Below are 20695 nucleotides of genomic sequence, written 5' to 3'. Positions count from 1 at the left end.
GTTTTTAATTTTAGAGAGAGTATAGTTGAATATGATTCTTAGAGATTAAAAAAACATTTATTTTATTTAAAACTTACAGAATAAATTATAAACAAGGTCGTTATTATACCCACTTAACACTTTAAAATATAAAATATGATTCAATTTAAAAAAGTAGCAACCTTTTTACCACTAGCACTTATAATGCTATTTATGTCTTGTACAGAAAATGAGACAAGCATGGACACTCCTCCAAGTGATACTAATGTTCCTGAAGATAATTTTATTATCCAATTTAAAGATAATAACTTAAAAAAAAGTATTAAAGAAGCTTTAACAATAACAAAGGAAGATATATCTTACAGTGATATAAAAGCTATAGATTCTTTAGATTTAGTAGTATGTAATGATTTTGATAACGATGGAGACGTAACAACTTTATCTGGTATAGAAAATTTCACAAATCTTATTCATTTAAAGATCACAAACACCTGCGATATTAAACTTAGTGTTAAAGATTTAACACCGTTAGAGACTCTTTCTAAATTAGAATCTCTTGAATTAAATTATTCTAGTATTGATGATTTAACACCGTTAATTGGACTTGCTAATTTAACAACATTAAAAATACTACGTTCTGAAGTAGCCGATCTTTCTATAATTAAAGGCTTAAAACAACTTATCGATTTAGATTTAGAAGAAAGCTTAATCGAAGATTTCTCAGACATTAAAGACTTAACTAATTTAACCTCATTAAACTTAACATCTAATGATTTAAAAAATAATTTTGATTTTTTAAATACGTTAACTAATCTTAAAAAATTAAATTTAACTAATTGCAATATAAGCGCTATAAATGCTGTTTCTAGCTTAAAATCAGTAGAAGAAATTACTCTAAGGTTAAATGATATAAGTGATATAAAATCTTTCTGTAACCTAGAAGCGTCTTTTAATGGACTAATTAATTTTAGTGGAAATAGAATGTTAGACGATGCTGATATTGATAACCTAAAAAGTTGTTTACCAAAAGCTAACATCTTATTCTAGCTAAAAGTATATATATAAATGTACGAGAGAAAATTAGAAAACTAATTACTCTCGTACATTTTTTTAAGGTAAATACTATTCTAATATTTTTATAAAATCATCAAAAGCCTCGTAATAAGGCTGATCTTTAAAAACTGGACTTTCCACACTTTCTGCGTTGGCAATTCCTACCCCTGCAAACCAAACTTTAGCATTTTGTTTTTTTGCATGGTTTTTAAAAGTCTCCATCCAAATAGTATCATATTCATTCGGGTTTTGAATATTATTACTCGCCTTTACCAATACAAAAATAGTAGGTTCTCCTTTTTTAAATAACACAAATTGGGGATGTCTTTTTAACTGACTGTTTATAGCCTGAAATTCATACCCCATTTTTGTAAGCTTCTTACCAACAATGTTCATTGCCAAATTATGCAATTCTTGTGCTGTTAAAATCTGCATTATTTTTTCTTTTTCTTGTTATGCTTGTTGTAGTTTTTATCTCCTCTAGTTTTAGGCTTCTTATATTTTGCAGCAATTTCTCGTCTGTAAGAACCACCTAAATTTACTTGACTATTTTTCTCGCTCTTTTCATGAAACGCAGGTCCTGGAACATACTCTAAAGAAGTTCTGTTCTTAGAAATCCCTTGATCTTCTTTCGGACGTTCATCTTCTGTTAATAATTTAGAAATTTCAACATCTTCTGGTAAGTCTAAAACCGGAATTTCATAATTCATTAACTCCTCTATACTTTTCTTTGTTTCTTGCTCTTTTGGCGTAGAAAAAAGAATGGTTTTCCCTGCTCTTTCTGCACGACCTGTTCTACCAATTCTGTGCATATAGTTTTCCGGAAATTCTGGTGTATCAAAATTGATAACATGAGAAACATTATCAAAATCTAAACCACGCGCCATTACATCTGTAGCTAGTAAAATTCGGTTTTTACCTTCATCAAACTGTTTTATAGAACGAATTCTGTAATTCTGAGTTTTATTAGAGTGTATTAAACACATTTCATCATTAAACGCTTCTTGTAAGTGCTTAAATAACAAATCTGCTGTTCTTTTAAAACCAACAAAAATTAATACTTTATTATAGGTTTCTTTATCGGATAAAAGCTCGTGTAACAAATTAACTTTGGTAAAAAAGTTAGGAATATTATAAGAAACTTGCTCAATATTATCTAGTGGCGTTCCACTTACGGCAACAGATATTTTCTCTGGATTTTTAAAGAAATCGTAAATTAACGCATCTACATCCTCCGTCATCGTCGCAGAAAACAATACATTTTGTCTTCTTTCTGGGATCACGTCAAAGATATTCATCAACTGAAAACGGAACCCTAAATCTAACATCACATCTACTTCATCAATTACTAATTTCTGAATAGATTTTAGCTTTAAAGCATTGCTCAACGCCAAGTCATATAAACGACCAGGAGTCGCCACAATAATGTCTTGCCCTTGTAAAATAGCTTGTTTTTGGGTGTTGATGTTTGTACCACCATACACGCCTAAAACACGCGTATTAATATATTTAGATAATTGTTCTATCTGTTCAACCACCTGTAAAACTAGCTCACGCGTTGGTACTAACACCAAAACTCTTGGGTGTTGTTGTTTAGAAAACTTTAAATCTTGCAAAATAGGCAACATGTACGCAAAGGTTTTTCCGGTTCCTGTTTGCGCAATTCCCACAACATCTTTCCCTGATCTAACCACAGAAAATGCTTGTTCTTGTATTGGCGTCGGGCTTACAAAGCCTAAATCGTCAACAGCATATTGTAATTGATTAGAGATTCCTAAATCTTGAAAAGTCATTCTTAATATTTTTCTGCAAAGGTACGTTTTATAAAACGCTAAACAATAGCTCTTTTCACTAAGAATATTTAGTAATTTTGCAATTGAAAATTTACACTAAATGATTACAGATACGCATACCCATTTATACTCTAGTCAGTTTAAAGAAGATCAAGCAGAAATGATGCAACGCGCTAAAGACGCAGGCGTTACTCGTTTTTTTATTCCTGCCATAGATTCTACGTACACAGAAAAGATGTTACAATTAGAAAAAAATTATCCAAATGATGTTTTTTTAATGATGGGCTTACATCCTACTTCTGTAAAAGAAAACTATTTAGAAGAATTGGCATTGGTTAAAGATTGGATCGATAAAAAAGATTTTTACGCCATTGGAGAAATTGGCATGGATTTATATTGGGATACAACTTTTTTAACACAACAACAAGACGCTTTTAGAACACAAATACAATGGGCAAAAGAAAGAAAAATGCCGATTAACATTCACTGTAGAAATGCTTTTGATGAAGTTTTTGAAGTCTTAGAATCTGAAAAAAATGATGATTTAAGAGGGATTTTTCATTGTTTTACAGGAACCTTAGAACAAGCAAAACAAGCTATCTCTTACAATATGAAATTAGGAATTGGTGGAGTTGCTACTTTTAAAAATGGTAAGATTGATAAGTTTTTAAATGAAATTGACATAAAACACATTGTTTTAGAGACCGATGCGCCTTATTTAGCACCAACTCCATATAGAGGAAAAAGAAATGAAAGTGCTTATTTAACCAACGTAGTAGATAAATTAGTAGATATTTATGGTCTTCCTTTTGATGAAATTGCAGCAATTACAACCCAGAATTCTAAAGATGTTTTTGGGATTTAAATGTTAGAACCACAAACCACATACTACAAAACACCATTAGGTACCGCAAAAATTGTAGGAGACGAAAACGGAATTCAATCTGTTTCGGTTTTAGATGATGATCCCTTGTCTGAGTTTATCTTGAGCGAAGACGAAAGACTCGAAGTGACAAATTCTGAAATCCCTGAATATTTACAAGAATGTGTCGCTCAATTAGAGCAATACTTTTCTGGAGAAAGAAGTAATTTCGATTTAAAATTAAATCCTCAAGGAACCGATTTTCAGAAAAAAGTATGGGACGAATTATTAAACATTCCTTTTAATAAAACAAGAACCTATTTAGAACAAAGCAAAGCTTTAGGAGATGTAAAAGCGATAAGAGCGGTTGCTTCTGCAAATGGCAAAAACCCAATTTGGATTATTATTCCGTGTCATAGAGTTATTGGTTCGGATGGTTCTTTAACGGGTTATGCAGGCGGAATTTGGCGTAAAAAATGGTTATTGGCGCACGAAAACCCAGTAAAACAGCAATCGCTGTTCTAATTTTATTATTCAAACATTAAAAAACATATTTTTACGTTTAAAACGTATAGTTTTTTATGATTCAAAGAATTCTCTTTTTCTTTTTACTTTTTATTGGATTCTCAATCCAATCTCAAACTGTATCTAAAGATTTTAGAATACAGAAATATTTGATTGAAAAAGATACCGTTCAATTAGATTCTGTAGCTTTAAATCCAGAGAAATTTAAAGTCTTAGATGCTTTTTCTAAAGAAATTCCTACTTCAGAATTTACAATCGATTTTAGTAATGCTATTTTAAGTATCAACTCAAAAAAATATACAGAAATTACGGTAGAATATTTTCGCCTACCAGATTTTATCACCAAAATATACACTCCTTTTGATGAAAAATTCATCCTGCCAAACGGCACAAATACCGGCAAGTTATACAGTTTAACCACCAACAAAAAAGCTTCAGATATCAAATTGTTTGATGGTTTACAAACCAAAGGTTTTATCTCTAGAGGAATTACCTCTGGAAATAACCAGAACGCAGTTACAAGTTCTGCTTTAGATTTAGAAATTTCTGGAAAACTATCTAAAGACGTAACCTTAAGAGCCAATATTTTTGACACGAATATTCCCATTCAAGAAAACGGATATTCGCAAAACATCACCGATTTCGACCGTATTTTTATTGAAATGTTTACTGATAATTGGCGTGTAAAAGCGGGAGATATTTCTCTAAAAAACACCAAAAGTTATTTTTTACCGTTTACCAAACAAGTTTCAGGCTTACTGGTAGAAGCTAATTTAAATGACAACCTTAAAGTTGCCGCTTCTGGCGCTGTGGTGAGAGGTAGATTTAGCTCATATAACATTACTGGTGTAGAAGGCAATCAAGGTCCGTATAAAATTTTAGGGACTAATAATGAAACTGCCATTTTAATTATAGAAGGCAGCGAACAGGTTTTTATCAATGGAATTCCTATTAAACGCGGAGAAGAAAACGATTATACTATTGATTATAATTTAGCTGAAATAGAATTCAATACCACATATCCAATTACTAATGATATGAGAATTAAAATTGATTTTCAATATTCAGAAAGAAACTATACTCGTTTTATAACCTATGATGAAGCTTCTTACGAAGGTGAAAAATTTAGTATTGCTGGTTATTTTTATTCGGAAAATGATGCTAAAAATCAACCAATACAACAAAATTTAACAGACGAACAAAAACGAATCTTAGAAAGTGCTGGTAATAATACCGATTTAATGATTGCAGAAAGTGCCTATGAAGATGCTTTTAATGAAAATAAAATTCTGTATAAAAAAGTACTTAATGGAAGCAAAGAAATTTTTGAATATTCTAGCAATCCAGCTGATGAATTGTACACGGTAACTTTTTCTAACGTTGGCAGTAATTTAGGAGATTATGTATTGGACCAAACCACAGCAATCGGAAATATCTTTTTATTTGTTGGCACAAATCAAGGGAATTTCAACCCTATTATTCGTTTAACTCCACCTACAAAATCGCAATTATTTATTGTTCAATCTGCATACAATCCTTCTGGAAAAACAATAATTAATACCGAAGTTGCATTGAGTAATAATGATGCCAATTTGTTTTCTACTATAGATGATGCCCAAAATAAAGCCATCGCTACAAAAGTAAATTGGCAACAGACTTTAATTGATAAAAAATGGAAATTACAGAGTAATGTAAGTCATGAATTTGTGCAGAATAATTTTAGAACAGTACAACGTTGGGAAACGGTAGAATTTAACAGAGATTGGAATATTCTAACAAATGACGCCACCAAAAGCTATTTTCAGTCTGAATTTAGCTTACAAAATAAAAAGGAAGATTTTATTTTATACCGATATAACAACTTAACGTACAAAGATATTTTTTCTGGAAACAAGCATGAATTACAATCTAAGATGAAGTTAAAAAACACTTCCTTTTATGTAAATGGTAGTTTTTTACAAAACACTTCAACAACCGAAGACAACTCGTTTTTTAGAGCGAAAGCTAAAGTAGAACATGATTTTAATAAAAAATGGTTGGGAGCATTTATCAACTTTGAAACCAATAGCAGAAAAGACCTTACCACACAAGAATTTATCAATACAAGCCATAAATTTAAAGAATATGAAACCTATTTCGGAATTGGAGATTCTACCAATGTATTTGCCAAATTCGGATTTAATTACAGAAATAACGACAGTATAAAGTCGAATAGTTTTACAGAAATTAATAATAGAAAAACATTTTACATCAACAGTAAAATCATACAAAACAAACAAACCAATTTAAGTGTTTTTGCGAATTACAGACTTACAGAAAACAAGTTTACAGACAATGAAAAATCGTTAAACTCTAAAGTTGTTTTTAATCAAGCATTATTTAATAGTTTCATCAATTTAGGAACCGTTTATGAAACTTCATCGGGTAACGTTGCCCAACAAGAATATATTTATGTAAAAACAGAACCTGGTTTGGGGTATTATACTTGGATAGACTATAACAGCGATGGCGTTAAGGATTTTGATGAATTTGAAGTTGCAGAATTTCAAGATCAAGCGGAATATTTACGTTTACCAAAACCAAATTTACAATTTATTGCCACTCAAAGAGCAAAATTTACGCAGTCTATAACATTAAACCCAAGAATTTGGACAGCTAAAAATGGGGTTAAAAAAGTACTTTCTAAGTTTTATAACCAGAGTTTTTTAAGTGTAGAAAATGAACAGCAAAGAATAGGGAATTCGTTTAATTTTAATCCTTTTGATTTTGATGAAAGTAAACTGATTGGTTTAAATTTCAGTCTTAGAAATAGTCTATATTTCAACAGAAACCTTCAAAAATATAGTACAACATATACTTACGGAAAAAACAGAAATAAGCAACAATATTTTATCGGAAATCAAGAAAATAACATTGAGTTACATCAGCTAGATTTTGCACATAAATTTGCAACTTTTTGGTTGCTTGAGTTGATGGGTAAAACCGCTGAAAATGATTTAAAAACAGCCAATTTCAACAATAGAAACTACACCATTAATGCCAATGAGTTTCAGCCAAAAATTAGTTTCTTATACAATGAAAGCAATCGTTTAACTGCTTTTTATCACTTTAAAAATAAAGAAAACCAACTCGCAGATTTCGAACAGTTGAAGCAACAAAAATTCGGAATTGAATACTTCTACATCAACAGTAAAAAGAATCAAATTTCTGCCAATGCAAACGTATTTTTAAATGATTTTACTGGTGATACCAACTCGCCCGTTGCCTACCAAATGTTAGAAGGTTTACAGGATGGAAAAAATTATACTTGGAATCTTTTATTCAATCAGAAATTAAATGCTTTTTTAAATCTGAACTTATCTTATTTAGGTAGAAAAAGTGAGAACTCAAAAACCATTCATACCGGAACTGTGCAGTTAAGAGCTATTTTTTAATAATTTATCTCCGATAATAGACATAAGACCGCTTCGCTTTTAGAATCAAGAACCAAGACCTGACTATAACTTAACTTTTTTTTATCACTCTTACATTGGTTGCAATTTTTTTCTTTTGTCAGTTCTAGCGCAATCGATAACAATATAGCTTCCCAAATAGGTTTCGACTAAGCTAAACCAGACATATCTTTTTCTTTAAAACTGTAAATTATAACACTTTTTTCTGATTATTTAAAATGTTAATTTTCTTCTTATGTAACAATTATTTCATTAAAAGTTTAAAAAAAATGGTTAATTTGCATCGTAATGATGAAACTTACAGCACTTTTATTATCAAATTTAATTCTCTTGCAGAGTTTTAATATTGGTTTAGAAACTTTTTCTAAAATCAATGTATTGATAGAACACGCCCAATTTCATCAAGAAACATACGGGGACACTTTTACAGATTTTTTAATAGAACATTATGGAGATAAAGAATCTATATCAAAAAAACACAAAGAACATGGCGATTTACCTTTTAAACAAGATTGTGTAAATCACAACCATTTACCGTCTGTTTTTACTTTAAACACGCAAATTTTTGAATTGAAACAAACCCCAACAATTCAAATTCAACAAAATTATTTTTACAAAGAATCTTATTCTTTAGTTGATAAACCTTCTGTTTTTCAACCACCCAAACACGCATAATTCATTTTAGATTTTTAATTCTGGATTCGTTTAACACATAAACGGAAACCAGGAATTTATTTATTTCTTAATTTTTATGAATTATGTTAGAAAACATTATAAAAATCAGCTTAAAACATAAGCTAATTACTTTCCTTTTCACGGCATTTATTATTGGTTTCGGGATTTTCTCTTTAACGAGAATTCCTATTGGTGCTGTGCCGGACATTACCAACAATCAAGTACAAGTTATTACCACATCTCGTAATTTATCTACCCAAGATGTAGAGCAATTTATCACCTATCCGGTAGAGTTAGAAATGGCAAATTTACCGGGAGTAGAAGAAATTCGTTCTGTTTCTAAATTTGGTTTATCTGTAGTAACCATTGTTTTTAGCGATGATATGGGTACTTATTTACCACGACAATTAATTGCCGAAAAAATAAAATCGGCTTCAGAAAAAATTCCACAAGGATTCGGAACACCAGAAATGGGGCCCATTACCACAGGTTTAGGAGAAATTTATCAATATATATTAGATGTTAAACCAGGGTATGAAAACCAATATTCTCCCACAGAATTAAGAACTATCCAAGATTGGATTGTAAAACGACAGTTATCGGGAATTCCAGGTGTTGTTGAAATTAATACTTGGGGAGGTTTTTTAAAACAATATGAAGTTGCCATTAATCCGAATAAGTTAAATGCAATGGATATTTCTGTATCCGAAATTTATGAGGCATTAGAAAAAAATAATAGTGTTGCAGGTGGTGGATATATTGAAAAAACCAACGAAACCTTTTTTATTAGAGGAGAAGGTTTGATAAAATCGCTTGAAGATGTTGGCAATATTGTGGTTAAAAATGAAGGCACTCCTATTTACATAAAAGACATAGCCAAAGTAGGTTTTGGAAGCGCTACCCGTTTTGGTGCCATTACCGGAAACGGACAAGGAGAAAAAGTACTCGGACAAGTTATGATGCTGAAAGACGGCAACTCCAAAGCAATTATTGACGCCGTAAAAGAACGTGTAGCTTCCATACAAGGTAGTTTGCCAGAAGGCGTTTTTATCAACGGATTTTTAGAACGTAGCGAATTAATAGACAAAACAACTTTTACCGTTTCCGAAAACTTAATTTTAGGGTCGCTGATTGTCATCTTTGTAGTGGTCTTATTATTAGGAAACCTTCGTTCTGGATTGGTGGTAGCATCCGTTATTCCTTTAAGTTTATTATTTACTATTTCATTGATGAATCTTTTTGGCGTAGATGCCAATTTAATGAGTCTTGGAGCCATCGATTTTGGAATTATTATTGACGGAGCCGTCATAATTGTAGAGTTTATTGCTTTTAGAATTATTACAGAAAGTGATAAACTAAAATCCCTAGAAAAAGAAGCTAAACAAGATGAAATCGATGCAATTACCTTAAAAAGCGCTTCAAAAATGATGAATTCGGCCATTTTTGGACAATTAATTATTTTGATTGTTTTCATCCCTATTTTGTCATTAAGTGGTGTGGAAGGAAAAATGTTTAAACCAATGGCATTAACCTTTAGTTTTGCATTAATTGGTGCTATGTTATTATGTTTAACCTACGTACCCGTTATCTCTTCCTTATTTTTAAAACCGAGTAAACCTAGTGATAAAAATATTTCAGTACGTTTAATGAAGATCTTAAATTCATGGTACAAACCTTCTATTCATTGGGCTTTACAGCATAAAAAAATAGTACTTAGTTTAGCGGGATTTCTTTTAACATCGAGTATTTTCTTGTTTACTACTATGGGTGGCGAATTTGTACCCACTTTAGATGAAGGTGATTTTGTAATTCAACCTGTATTAAAAACGGGAACTTCGTTAGGAAAAACCATTGAAATCACCACAAAAATAGAGCAAATTCTTTTAGACAATTTCCCAGAAGTAGACCAAGTGGTGAGTAGAATTGGTGCTGCAGAAGTGCCAACAGACCCAATGTCTATGGAAGAAAGTGATGTTATTATAAAACTTAAGCCTAAAGGCGAATGGGTTTCTGCAAATAGTAAAGACGAATTAGCAGATAAATTTAAAGAAGCCTTAGCCATAATTCCTGATATGGAAGTTGAGTTTACTCAACCTATAGAAATGCGTTTTAACGAATTAATTACAGGTGTTAGAGCAGATGTTGCTATTAAAGTATTTGGAGACGATTTATCTGTTTTAGCTACCAAAGCAGATGAAATAAAAGAATTGATTAAAAACGTAGAAGGTGCTTCTGATATTATTATTGAAAAAGTAGAAGGCTTGCCGCAAATGAGTGTCACTTTTAACAGAAGTAAAATTGCACGTTATGGTTTAAATATTTCTGATGTAAATCAATTAATTTCTATGGGATTTGCAGGCGGAACCGTTGGTAATGTTTTTGAAGGCGAAAAACGTTTTGATTTGGTACTTCGTTTAGATGAAAATAACAGAAAAGACTTATCTAGTCTAGCGCATTTATATGTAGACACACCCGATGGAAATAAAATTCCTTTAAGTGAATTGGCTGATATTAAATACACCACAGGACCAGCAAAAATATCTAGAGATGACACAAAACGTAGAATTGTGGTTGGTGTAAACGTAAGAAACAGAGATTTACAATCTGTAGTAGACGATGTTAGAGCTATTATTGACAAAAATTTGAAATTACCTGTTGGCTATAGCGTTACATATGGCGGACAATTTGAAAATTTACAAAGTGCCAAAGCTCGTTTAAAAGTTGCAGTACCTATTGCACTAACCTTAATATTTCTACTACTCTATTTTGCATTTGGCTCTATAAAAGAAGCTTTATTGGTCTATTCTGCCATTCCGTTATCCGCCGTAGGAGGCGTTTTATTATTATGGCTGCGTGGTTTGCCTTTTAGTATTTCTGCTGGTGTTGGTTTTATTGCCTTATTTGGTATTGCCGTATTAAATGGTATTGTATTGATAGAGCATTTTAAAGAGCTAAAAGAAGAAGGAATGGACGATATTGAAGAACGTATAAAACGCGGAACCGCAGAACGATTAAGACCTGTTTTACTAACTGCTGCAGCCGCTGCACTAGGTTTTTTACCGATGGCCATTTCTACCAATGCAGGCGCAGAAGTACAACGTCCTTTAGCAACTGTAGTAATTGGTGGTTTGGTAACAGCTACTATTTTAACCTTAATTGTTTTACCCGTTTTATACGCTTGGTTTGAAGAGAAAAAATTGATCAAACTCAATAAAAAAGGAGCTTTAACTGTAATTGGTTTGTTTTTGATGATAAGTGCAAATGCGCAATCTAAATTAACGGTGGAAGAAACATTAAACTTGGCTTTAAAAAATAATGCCAGTTTAAAAGCTTCTAATTTAAAAATAGACGAAAGCAAGGCTTTGGTGGGAAGTGCTTTTAGTTTTGATAAAACTGCTGTTTACTATAATTATGATGAAAATAATTTAGCAACAAACAATCAACCTTTAAAAATAGTTGGCGTTGCACAAGACTTTAAATTCCCAACAGTTTATTTTGCTGATAAAAAAATAAACAAAAGAAAAGTTTTAATTGAAGAAACAAATTATAACATTCAAGTTCAGCAAATTAAAAAAGCGGTGTATGCAAATTATTATCAACTCAGTTATGCTAAAAATAAGGCTGAAACCTATCGATTTTTAGATAGTTTGTATCAAGATTTTGCAAAAAAAGCAGCACGTAGGTTTGAGTTGGGTGAAACCAATTATTTAGAAATGATTACTGCTAAATCGAAACAAAAACAGTTAGAAACCGTCTACAAACAGTCTTTGCAAGAAATTGTATTAGCAACCAATCAATTAAAAAGTATTGTACAGATTGATACTTTAAATATTTTGAATCAGCCGCTTCAGAAATTAGAAGTACAACAAATATCAACCAAAGATAATTTAGGCATTCAATATTTTAATGACGTTAAAAACTATCAAAATGCTTTGTCTCAAAAGGAAAAACAAAACCTGTTGCCAGATATTAGTTTAGAATATTTTCAAGGCACAAATAATCTCTTAAAAAGCCCTATTAAAGGCTATCAAATAGGATTAAAAATTCCGTTGTTCTTTTATGGAAATGCTTCCAAAATAAAAGCTTCAAAAATTTCTGAAGAAATTGTTTTAGAGCAACAACAAGATTATAAAGTGAAACTAGAATCTGAGCACAACGCTCTTTTAGCAACTTTACAGCAATATAAAGAAGCCATTAATTATTACGATTTACAAGGAAGAAATTTGAAAGATGAGATTATTAAAACCGCTAACAGAACATTTAAAGAGGGTGAAATTGATTTTTTTCAATACATACAAAGTTTAGAAACGGCCAAAGATATTGAGCTTTCGTATCTAGACAATTTAAATGCGTACAACCAAACGGTTATCAAGATAAACTATCTTATTTTAAATACTTTTTAAAGTTGATTCAATAAATAATAATTACAAATTTATAAAAAAATGAAATACACATATATCCTTTTATTTTCGGTGCTTTTTTTAGCCTGCGGAAATAAAGAAAAAGCAACAGAAAACAGTGAAGAAATTGTAGTAAACAACAATTTAATTGAAATAAGCGAGCAACAATTCAAAAGCGAAAACATGCAATTAGGTTCGCTTTCAGAACAAGCTTTTAATACCGTAATAAAAGCAAATGGCACCATCGATGTTCCGCCAGAGAATAAATCGAGTGTAAGTACTTTTGTGGGGGGTTATGTAACTAAAATTCCACTTTTAGTGGGCGATAAAGTCAAAAAAGGGCAATTAATAGCCAGTTTAAAAAACACCGAGTTTATAGAAATTCAGCAGCAATATTTAGAAATTTCTGCACAATTGAATTTTCTAAAAAATGAGTTTAACAGACAAAAAACTTTGTTTGATGAAAATATTACTTCCAAAAAAAATTACTTACAAGCAGAAAGTACCTACAAGGTTAGTTTAGCAAGTTATAACGGATTGCGTCAAAAATTACAAATGATGAATATCAATCCGAATGCAGTAGACAAAGGACAAATAACAGCAACCATCAATTTATACGCTCCAATTGGCGGATATATTACAAAAGTGAACGTAAGTAGCGGTTCTTTTGTTTCTTCGGCAAGCGAATTGTTAGAAATTATAAATACAGATCATATTCATTTAGAATTAGCTGTTTTTGAAAAAGATATTTTAAAAATAAAAAAAGACCAAAAAATAAAATTTAAAATACCAGAATCTTCTAATGAAATATTTGATGCAGAAGTGCATTTGGTGGGTACATCTATAAATAAAGACAGAACTATTAAGGTGCATGGTCATATTAATGATGAAGAAGCTACTAATTTTATTTCAGGCATGTATATTGAAGCTGATATAATTTGTGATTCTAAAAAAGAAATATCATTACCAAAAAGTGCACTTAAAAAAAGTGGAGACCTCTATTTTGCATTGGTTTTAAAACAACAAAAGGATGCTAATTATATCTTTGAAAAAGTAAAATTAAAGATTGGTGTGCAAGATGAAAACAACGCACAAATATTAAATCCAGATATTTTAAAAGGAAAGAAAATACTTATTCAAGGAGGGTTTATGTTATCTAATGATTTTAATGGAGCGTAAACATTTTTAATACATTAAATACAAGATAATTTCAGGTTTTTAATTTGTGTTATTTTTTAGATTTTCGGATCGTTTTTTGATACGTTTGCATTATCAACCAAAAAAAATGAAAATGAAAAACATTACGCTATTAGTGCTATTATTTATTTCTGCTATTTCAATAGCACAAGAAAAAGAAGAAAAATACCCACAAGACATCAATAAAAAGCACGAAGTAAAATTAAATGCTTTTGGCCTTTTAGCATTTGAATGGTTAGATGTTTCTTATGAATATTTAATTAATGATGAATCCTCTTTTGGTGTTGGAGTATTAGTAGGTTTTGACAATAATGAAGATATAGATGAGTACAGAAAGTTTTCTTTAACACCGTATTACAGAAGATATTTTTCTAACAAATTTGCTAGAGGTTTTTTTGTGGAAGGTTTTGGAATGTTACACTCTTATAAGAATAATAATTACGACTATTATCTTGATGGTTATGGAAATTATAATAGTTCTTATAACGGAGACACCAAAACAGAATTTGCTGTTGGTATTTCTGTTGGAGGGAAATTTATTTCTAAAAAAGGGTTTACTACAGAAATATATTTAGGAGTAGGTCGTAATTTAGGAGGAGATAACAGTTCTTTAGAGGCCGTGGGTAGAGGTGGAATCTCTTTAGGATATAGATTCTAAATCAATCTTATTTACTAAGTTTGCAACATAATTAAAGTTTAAAAAAAACGTTATTCATAAAATTAAAAACATGAAAAAATTACTTTTGGCTTTCGGACTATTAATCAGTTCTTTAAGTTACGCACAACAAGAAATTAAATTAGACATTGGAGACGCATTGGTTATAAAGAGTTTAGAGTTTTCTTATGAAAACTATATCACAGAGACTTCTTCTTTTGGTGTTTCTGCTTTATTTAACTTAGCAAAACAAGATGCTAATTTTAGATACAATGAAAACACTATGATTACACCTTATTATCGTAATTATTTTTCTAAAAACGACCAATGGAACTTTTTTGGAGAAGCTTTTTTAGGAATCAATTTTGGAAAAAAAGAGTCTGATGAAGAAAACGCTCCTGGAGTTTACGATAACAAATATACAGATGGCGCCTTAGGTGTTGCTGTTGGTACAAAGTATATTACAGGAAGTGGTTTAACTATTGATATACACGCTGGTCTTGGTAGAAACTTATTTGGGTCAGATTCACCTACGTTAGTACCTAGATTAGGTGTAAATGTTGGTTGGAGATTCTAATTACTTTTTTACTTTACAAAAGTATTACATCTTGTAATACTAAACTTGTTTCAGTATCTCAACTTACTAAAAGTAAATACCATAAGAATCTGAAATAAATTCAGATTGACAAAAAAACGCACTTTAGAGTGCGTTTTTTTTGGATTATAATTACACCTCAGCAGATGATTATTATAGACTTCAGATCTTCTCTACTTTAAGATAAAACTTATAACCTCGTCATTTTAAACACGTATTTATACTCTTTCCAAATTTATTTTTTGCTTTTACACCTACAAGGTTTTAAAACCTTGCAGGAAAACATAATCATTTCATTTATTTACCAAACATTTAATAATGGTGTTCAGGGTCATATTATACCAAACAAACATCAAAAAGATCGATTAAATTCGTTTCTTTTCCCTTAATATTTTAATATATATAATAGAATCATAACTAAGACTATGATTCCATTTTCTATTTCATATTAAGAAAAAACAATTCAACTTTATCATCAATCACATTAAAATTCATTTGGTATTCGTTAAACATTAAATAAAAAAACCTCTTGAAGCGAATGGCTTCAAGAGGTTACAAAATATATAGCTAAGTAATTTTACAATTACTGAATTTTATTATAAGCTTGCACTTTTCCAAGACCAAGTACTAACATCTACTTTAGTTCCTGTTTTATAATCTGCTGTTGTAGAAGCTGTAGAACCATCTATAATTACATTTGCTAAAGGACCATCATTTTTCATGTCGATATTTTTTGCATATCCTTCTAACCAAATGTTAGTAATTGTAGCTCCAGATTGTAACTTAAATTGCAAAGCAGTACCATCTACACTAGAAATAGCTGTTAGGTTTACAAATTTTGGATTTCCGTTTACTTTATCTCCTTCAAATGCAGTAGAAAAACCAGTAACTGTATGAGAAATATACGTATTAGTTATAGTTCCGTTCCATCCTTCTGTCCAGTCTACAGAATCATCTTCATTGTTTTCTAAATACACATTTGTAGCAGAAACAGTTCCTCCAAAAAACTCAACTCCGTCATCTGCTCCATTAATTACAGAGATATTCTCTATGGTAGTTCCAGATCCAACAGCGTAAAAAGAAATTCCGTTGTATTGAGAATCTGCATTAATCTGAGCTCCTGTTCCTTTAATTACTAAATATTTAATAGAACCAGAGCTATCTGCATCGTTTGTACCTCCGTAGATAAAACCACCTACTTCTGCTTCTGCATTTACACCTGCAGAAGTAGTTGCATCTCCACAGATTGTTAAACCTCCCCAATCTCCAGCTGTTGCTGATGTAGAAGAAATAACCACAGGACTTGTTGCTGTTCCTTGAATATCTATTTTACCACCTTTTAAAACAGCTATATAAACACCTGTTCCACCATCTCTAGCGATTATCTTAGTTCCTGCAGGAATTACTAATTCTCCACCATCTTGAACGATGTAAGAAGAGTTTAAACTATATACTATAGAAGCATCTAAAGTTACTTTATTTGTTACTGTTCCCTGTAAAATTGAAGTTGGTATAGAAACACTTGAGTTTACCCAAGTAAAACTTGCAGCAGTAGTTACTGGCGTATTTGTATAAGATAATAATGGGTTTGCAGCAACACCATCAATTAGAACATTTGCTAAAGGTCCATCATCTTTCATATCTATAGAAACATCGTAACCAGACAATGATAAACCTGTAATTGTACCTCCAGATTGTAATTTAAATTGTAAAGCTGTACCACCAACTGTAGAAACAGCCGTAATATTATTGAATTTAGGATTGTTATTGGCTTTATCTCCTTCAAAAACGGTAGAAAAACCTGCAATAGTATGAGAAATATAAGCATTATCTACAGTACCATTCCATCCTTCTGTCCAATCTATAGCATCGTCTTCGTTATTTTCTAAGTATAAATTACTTACAGAAACGGTACCTCCAAAAAACTCAAAACCATCATCAGAACCATTAATTACAGCTACATTACTAATTTTAGTTCCAGATCCTACTGCATATAAAGACACTCCGTTATATTGAGAATCTGCATTAATTTGAGCACCTGTTCCTTTTATTACTAAGTAATTGATAGATCCAGAATTATCTGCATCATTTGTTCCTCCGTAAATAAAATCACCAACCTCTGCTTTTGCATCAGCTCCTGCTGTAGTTGTTGCATCTCCACAAATTGTTAAACCTCCCCAATCTCCAGGATTACCAGAAGCAGAAGACATAAATACTGGGTTAGACTCAGTACCTTGAATATCTATTTTACCACCTTTTAAAACTGCAATAAATACACTTGTTCCTCCATTTAAAGCTTGTATTCTTGTTCCTGCAGGAATTGTTAATGTTGCACCTGATTGTACTATAAAGGATGCATTTAAATTATAAACTGTACTAGCGTTTAAAGTAAAATCTTCGTCTAAACTACCATTCATTACACCAGAAGCTAAATTTCCGATAACTTCTGAAGTTGGTTCTTCTATGAAGATAGAAGGCTCTTCACTACCACAATTTGTTAGTGTTAAAGTAACAACAGAAAATGCTACTATGTTTAAAATTTTAAAAATTGATTTTTTCATTTTTAGTTTAATATGTTTGTTATTTTATACAAAGAAATGGTCTTATTCTTTCCTTTTCTTTACCTAAATATTAATAGTATGTTAGGATTTATTATAATTTTGATAGCTTTGTTAAGTAATCGTTAATTGACTAAAAAGTATATTTAACACTTAATGTTAACTGACTTCCTTTTTTATAAGATAATACGGTTTCATTGGTTTCTACATCTGTATTTATATCCTTAACGAATTGTGTTTGTTTAATTTCTGGATTCAATAAGTTTCTACCAACTAACTTCAATAATAAATTTTTACTTATTTTTTTACTAACTACAAAGTCTAGTGTAACAAACCCTTTTTCTATAATTTCATCATTATATAAGGATGCGCTATTAGAAAAATCTTCTGGAGAACCCAAAACATAAATTTTATCCGAAGAATAATTACCACTTAAAGTTGCCACCAATTCTTTTTCTTTATTATCAGAATAACTTAAAGAACCATTTGCAATAAAGTCTGATGCGCCTTGTAAACTAGATGCAGTAACATCTTTGTATTGAAAGTCTTTTAATAAATCTTGCTCTAACCACATTTTGGTAATGTTACCCGTAATGTTTAAAACACTTTCGTCATCATCATTTTTTAGTACATCTGTTTTTGCTTCTAATTCTAAACCATAAACAGTTGCTTTCTCTCCTGTATTTGCGTAATAAAAATATCCTGATGAACCTCTTGTTTGAGCTAAGTTTATTGGATTATTAATTTGTTTGTAAAATGCTGTTGCAGAAAAAAGTTGTCCTCTTTGAGGAAACATCTCATACTTTAAATCAAAATTATAAATTTCTGATTTTTCTAAATTCGGATTCCCTTTTGTAACACGACCTGTTGGAGAAACATATTCAAACGGAGATAATTCTTTAAATTCTGGTAAAGTTTGTGTAATACTAGACGCAAAACGCAAATATTTGTTTTCTGATAATTCATATTTTAAATTTACACTTGGGTACAAACTTTGGTATACTCTATTTAAAGTACCTATTCTTTCACGACTATTTTCTAAGTCGTAGTAGTTGGCAACATCCCAAATGGCATTTATTTCATCTCTTTCGAAACGGAAACCTAAATTACCAGACAATTTATTATCTAAAGCAAAATCGAAGTTTACAAAACCAGCCATAATAGCTAAATCTGCTTCAAACCTATCGGCAGGAGAAGTTCTTAAAGTTAAACCATTATTAAACCCTTTAGTAGTAATTACTGAAGATAACTCATCTATCGATGGCGCGGTATATCCTTTTGCTTTTACACCCACAAATAAAGATTTAAAGGTTCTTTCTTTATATCTATAATTTACTCCATAGTTTAAAGAATATGGTTTATCATCATTTTCATCCTTAACACCTAAAGCCCACTTATTCTCTATAAAACCATTGTACTCTGTATCTTGAATTTTCTGACTCGATTTTCTTTGTTGAAAATCTCCAACATGAGAAAACTGTACTTCTGGAGAAGTAGTAATATCTAAAATATTTACTTCATTTCTAATTCTATTTGGTTCTTCTGCCAATACAAAATTGTAACCTCCAGCCCAATTTAAAGTATTGTTTTCATTCCATTTATGCTCACCTAAAAGTTGATTAACAAACATGGTAGTTTGTCTAAAATTTTGGTCTCTTACAAAAGCGCCTTCTTCTTGCGGATCTTGATCAAAAACATATCCTAAACCTTTTCTTCCTTGTTCGTATAAATTATCTGTAGATTTATTTACAAATAAAGTATTGTATCTAATTTTGTTATTATCATTTAATCTTACTCCAACATTTACATACCCCGTAGTATTTGTTTTAGAAATAAAGCTTTCTACATCATTTGTAGCAGCAACACTTCCATTAGAAATATCTGGAAACGCTTTATTTAAAACATTAGATCTATACGATCTAAAAATTCCTTCTTGATATTCAAAAGATTTAGAATGAGAACCTGTAAGAAAAATAGCAACTTCTTTTCCGAAGATTTCAAATTTACTTCCTGCAGAAAAAGAACCACTATAGTTTATTGGAGTTGTTACTTTTTCTGTATCCCAACCTTGTAGTGTTATTAAATTCTGTAATGCATATTGCTTTTTATGAAAACCAAGAGATACATCATTATTAATAACCGTTTTTCTAAATGTATCTGAAACTCCTAAAACATTTGTATTTGTTCCACCAGAAACAGAAACCGAATATCCTTTTTTAGAATACTCTTTAGAATTTACATCTACATTACCAGATCCTTGATCTGCATAACTAGCTGTTGAGTATGTTTTACTAATACCTACATTTTGAATAACGTTAGTAGAAAACAAATCTAAATTTACATTCTTATTTTCTACATCATCCGAAGGAATAGGTAAACCATTCATGGTAGTAGAAAGGTATCTATCTCCTAAACCTCTAATGTAAATATTTCCAGAACCTTCACTTTTAGTAACACCAGAAATTTTAGTAGTTGCATTGGCGGCATTAGAAACTCCGGTTTTAGCTAAAGTTTGCGCTCCAATACTTTCTTTAATTACAGTTGCTTTCTTTTGATCTAGCAATAAAGCAGAAACAGATTCTCTAGATGTAGCAGCCTTAATAACTACCTCTTCTAAAGAGACTCCTTCTTCTGCAGATAATACTTGGTTAAGCGTTACAGATTCGTCTGCAACAATTGTAACCGATTTCTCAACGGTCTTATATCCTAAGAAACTAAATTCTACAGTATGCTTTCCTGCGGATACATTTAAAATGTAATTTCCGTCAAAATCTGTAGTTGTACCAATTGCGGTACCTTTAATAATGACGTTTGCGAACGGTAACGGCTCATTATTTGTTTCTTTGTCCGTTAACACACCCTTTAACGTTCCTTTGCTTTGCGCAACTATTAATTGACTAAAAGCTAATAAGGTAATAAATAAAAATTTTTTCATTTTTTTCGTATAATTT

Annotated in this window: 13 protein-coding genes; 9 read left to right on the top strand and 4 right to left on the bottom strand. The window is 30.9% G+C overall.

Going from position 1 to position 20695, the window contains the following annotated elements; genetic code table 11:
• The first annotated feature begins 135 nt into the window (after positions 1–135).
• Complete coding sequence (locus tag JOP69_RS14005) at positions 136–1026, top strand: leucine-rich repeat domain-containing protein (RefSeq protein WP_203393175.1); 891 nt, start codon at positions 136–138, stop codon at positions 1024–1026.
• 75 nt (positions 1027–1101) lie between these two features.
• Here JOP69_RS14005 and JOP69_RS14000 read toward each other — a convergent pair whose 3' ends face one another.
• On the bottom strand, positions 1102–1467 hold the full coding sequence (locus JOP69_RS14000) for a Na(+)-translocating NADH-quinone reductase subunit F (protein WP_166387593.1): 366 nt from the start codon (positions 1465–1467) through the stop codon (positions 1102–1104).
• Positions 1467–2825, bottom strand: coding sequence for a DEAD/DEAH box helicase (locus JOP69_RS13995; protein WP_203393176.1), 1359 nt, complete (start codon positions 2823–2825; stop codon positions 1467–1469). The genes JOP69_RS14000 and JOP69_RS13995 overlap by 1 nt, the downstream gene beginning before the upstream one ends.
• A 100-nt stretch (positions 2826–2925) precedes the next feature.
• On the opposite strand from JOP69_RS13995, the gene JOP69_RS13990 reads away from it, so the two are divergent.
• From JOP69_RS13990 to JOP69_RS13955, 8 genes are all read left to right on the top strand, one after another.
• Positions 2926–3690, top strand: a complete 765-nt coding sequence (locus JOP69_RS13990) for a TatD family hydrolase (RefSeq protein ID WP_203393177.1) — start codon at positions 2926–2928, stop codon at positions 3688–3690.
• Positions 3691–4212, top strand: coding sequence for a methylated-DNA--[protein]-cysteine S-methyltransferase (locus tag JOP69_RS13985; protein ID WP_203393178.1), 522 nt, complete (start codon positions 3691–3693; stop codon positions 4210–4212).
• A gap of 56 nt (positions 4213–4268) precedes the next feature.
• Positions 4269–7646, top strand: coding sequence for a hypothetical protein (locus JOP69_RS13980; protein ID WP_203393179.1), 3378 nt, complete (start codon positions 4269–4271; stop codon positions 7644–7646).
• Positions 7647–7952: 306 nt separating this feature from the next.
• Entirely contained in the window at positions 7953–8339 is a 387-nt protein-coding gene (locus JOP69_RS13975) for a hypothetical protein (protein ID WP_203393180.1), read from the top strand.
• A gap of 83 nt (positions 8340–8422) precedes the next feature.
• On the top strand, positions 8423–12742 hold the full coding sequence (locus JOP69_RS13970) for a CusA/CzcA family heavy metal efflux RND transporter (protein ID WP_203393181.1): 4320 nt from the start codon (positions 8423–8425) through the stop codon (positions 12740–12742).
• Between the two features lie 39 nt (positions 12743–12781).
• Positions 12782–13918 carry an efflux RND transporter periplasmic adaptor subunit gene (locus JOP69_RS13965; protein WP_203393182.1) on the top strand — a complete coding sequence of 379 codons (1137 nt, stop codon included), beginning with the start codon at positions 12782–12784 and terminating at the stop codon, positions 13916–13918.
• 112 nt (positions 13919–14030) lie between these two features.
• A complete protein-coding gene (locus tag JOP69_RS13960; protein WP_203393183.1) occupies positions 14031–14594 on the top strand; it encodes a DUF3575 domain-containing protein in 564 nt (187 codons plus the stop codon).
• A 70-nt stretch (positions 14595–14664) separates the two neighbouring features.
• Positions 14665–15168 carry a DUF3575 domain-containing protein gene (locus JOP69_RS13955; RefSeq protein WP_203393184.1) on the top strand — a complete coding sequence of 168 codons (504 nt, stop codon included), beginning with the start codon at positions 14665–14667 and terminating at the stop codon, positions 15166–15168.
• Between the two features lie 614 nt (positions 15169–15782).
• Here the strand turns inward: JOP69_RS13955 and JOP69_RS13950 are convergent.
• The gene (locus JOP69_RS13950; RefSeq protein WP_203393185.1) at positions 15783–17747 is read right to left on the bottom strand and encodes a hypothetical protein; all 1965 of its coding nucleotides are present in this window, start codon (positions 17745–17747) and stop codon (positions 15783–15785) included.
• A 130-nt stretch (positions 17748–17877) separates the two neighbouring features.
• Complete coding sequence (locus JOP69_RS13945; RefSeq protein ID WP_203393186.1) at positions 17878–20679, bottom strand: TonB-dependent receptor; 2802 nt, start codon at positions 20677–20679, stop codon at positions 17878–17880.
• Between the last annotated feature and the right edge of the window lie 16 nt (positions 20680–20695).

Origin of the sequence: Polaribacter sp. Q13, from assembly GCF_016858305.2 — a bacterium.
Taxonomy (GTDB): Bacteria; Bacteroidota; Bacteroidia; order Flavobacteriales; family Flavobacteriaceae; genus Polaribacter.
This window is presented reverse-complemented; position numbering and strand designations above follow the sequence as displayed.

What these genes read in the sequence shown, in the direction of transcription:
- JOP69_RS14005 (WP_203393175.1), top strand. Translation starts at nt 136, where the DNA reads ATGATTCAATTTAAAAAAGTAGCAACCTTTTTACCACTAGCACTTATA.
- JOP69_RS14000 (WP_166387593.1), bottom strand. Translation starts at nt 1,467, where the DNA reads ATGCAGATTTTAACAGCACAAGAATTGCATAATTTGGCAATGAACATT.
- JOP69_RS13995 (WP_203393176.1), bottom strand. Translation starts at nt 2,825, where the DNA reads ATGACTTTTCAAGATTTAGGAATCTCTAATCAATTACAATATGCTGTT.
- JOP69_RS13990 (WP_203393177.1), top strand. Translation starts at nt 2,926, where the DNA reads ATGATTACAGATACGCATACCCATTTATACTCTAGTCAGTTTAAAGAA.
- JOP69_RS13985 (WP_203393178.1), top strand. Translation starts at nt 3,691, where the DNA reads ATGTTAGAACCACAAACCACATACTACAAAACACCATTAGGTACCGCA.
- JOP69_RS13980 (WP_203393179.1), top strand. Translation starts at nt 4,269, where the DNA reads ATGATTCAAAGAATTCTCTTTTTCTTTTTACTTTTTATTGGATTCTCA.
- JOP69_RS13975 (WP_203393180.1), top strand. Translation starts at nt 7,953, where the DNA reads ATGATGAAACTTACAGCACTTTTATTATCAAATTTAATTCTCTTGCAG.
- JOP69_RS13970 (WP_203393181.1), top strand. Translation starts at nt 8,423, where the DNA reads ATGTTAGAAAACATTATAAAAATCAGCTTAAAACATAAGCTAATTACT.
- JOP69_RS13965 (WP_203393182.1), top strand. Translation starts at nt 12,782, where the DNA reads ATGAAATACACATATATCCTTTTATTTTCGGTGCTTTTTTTAGCCTGC.
- JOP69_RS13960 (WP_203393183.1), top strand. Translation starts at nt 14,031, where the DNA reads ATGAAAAACATTACGCTATTAGTGCTATTATTTATTTCTGCTATTTCA.
- JOP69_RS13955 (WP_203393184.1), top strand. Translation starts at nt 14,665, where the DNA reads ATGAAAAAATTACTTTTGGCTTTCGGACTATTAATCAGTTCTTTAAGT.
- JOP69_RS13950 (WP_203393185.1), bottom strand. Translation starts at nt 17,747, where the DNA reads ATGAAAAAATCAATTTTTAAAATTTTAAACATAGTAGCATTTTCTGTT.
- JOP69_RS13945 (WP_203393186.1), bottom strand. Translation starts at nt 20,679, where the DNA reads ATGAAAAAATTTTTATTTATTACCTTATTAGCTTTTAGTCAATTAATA.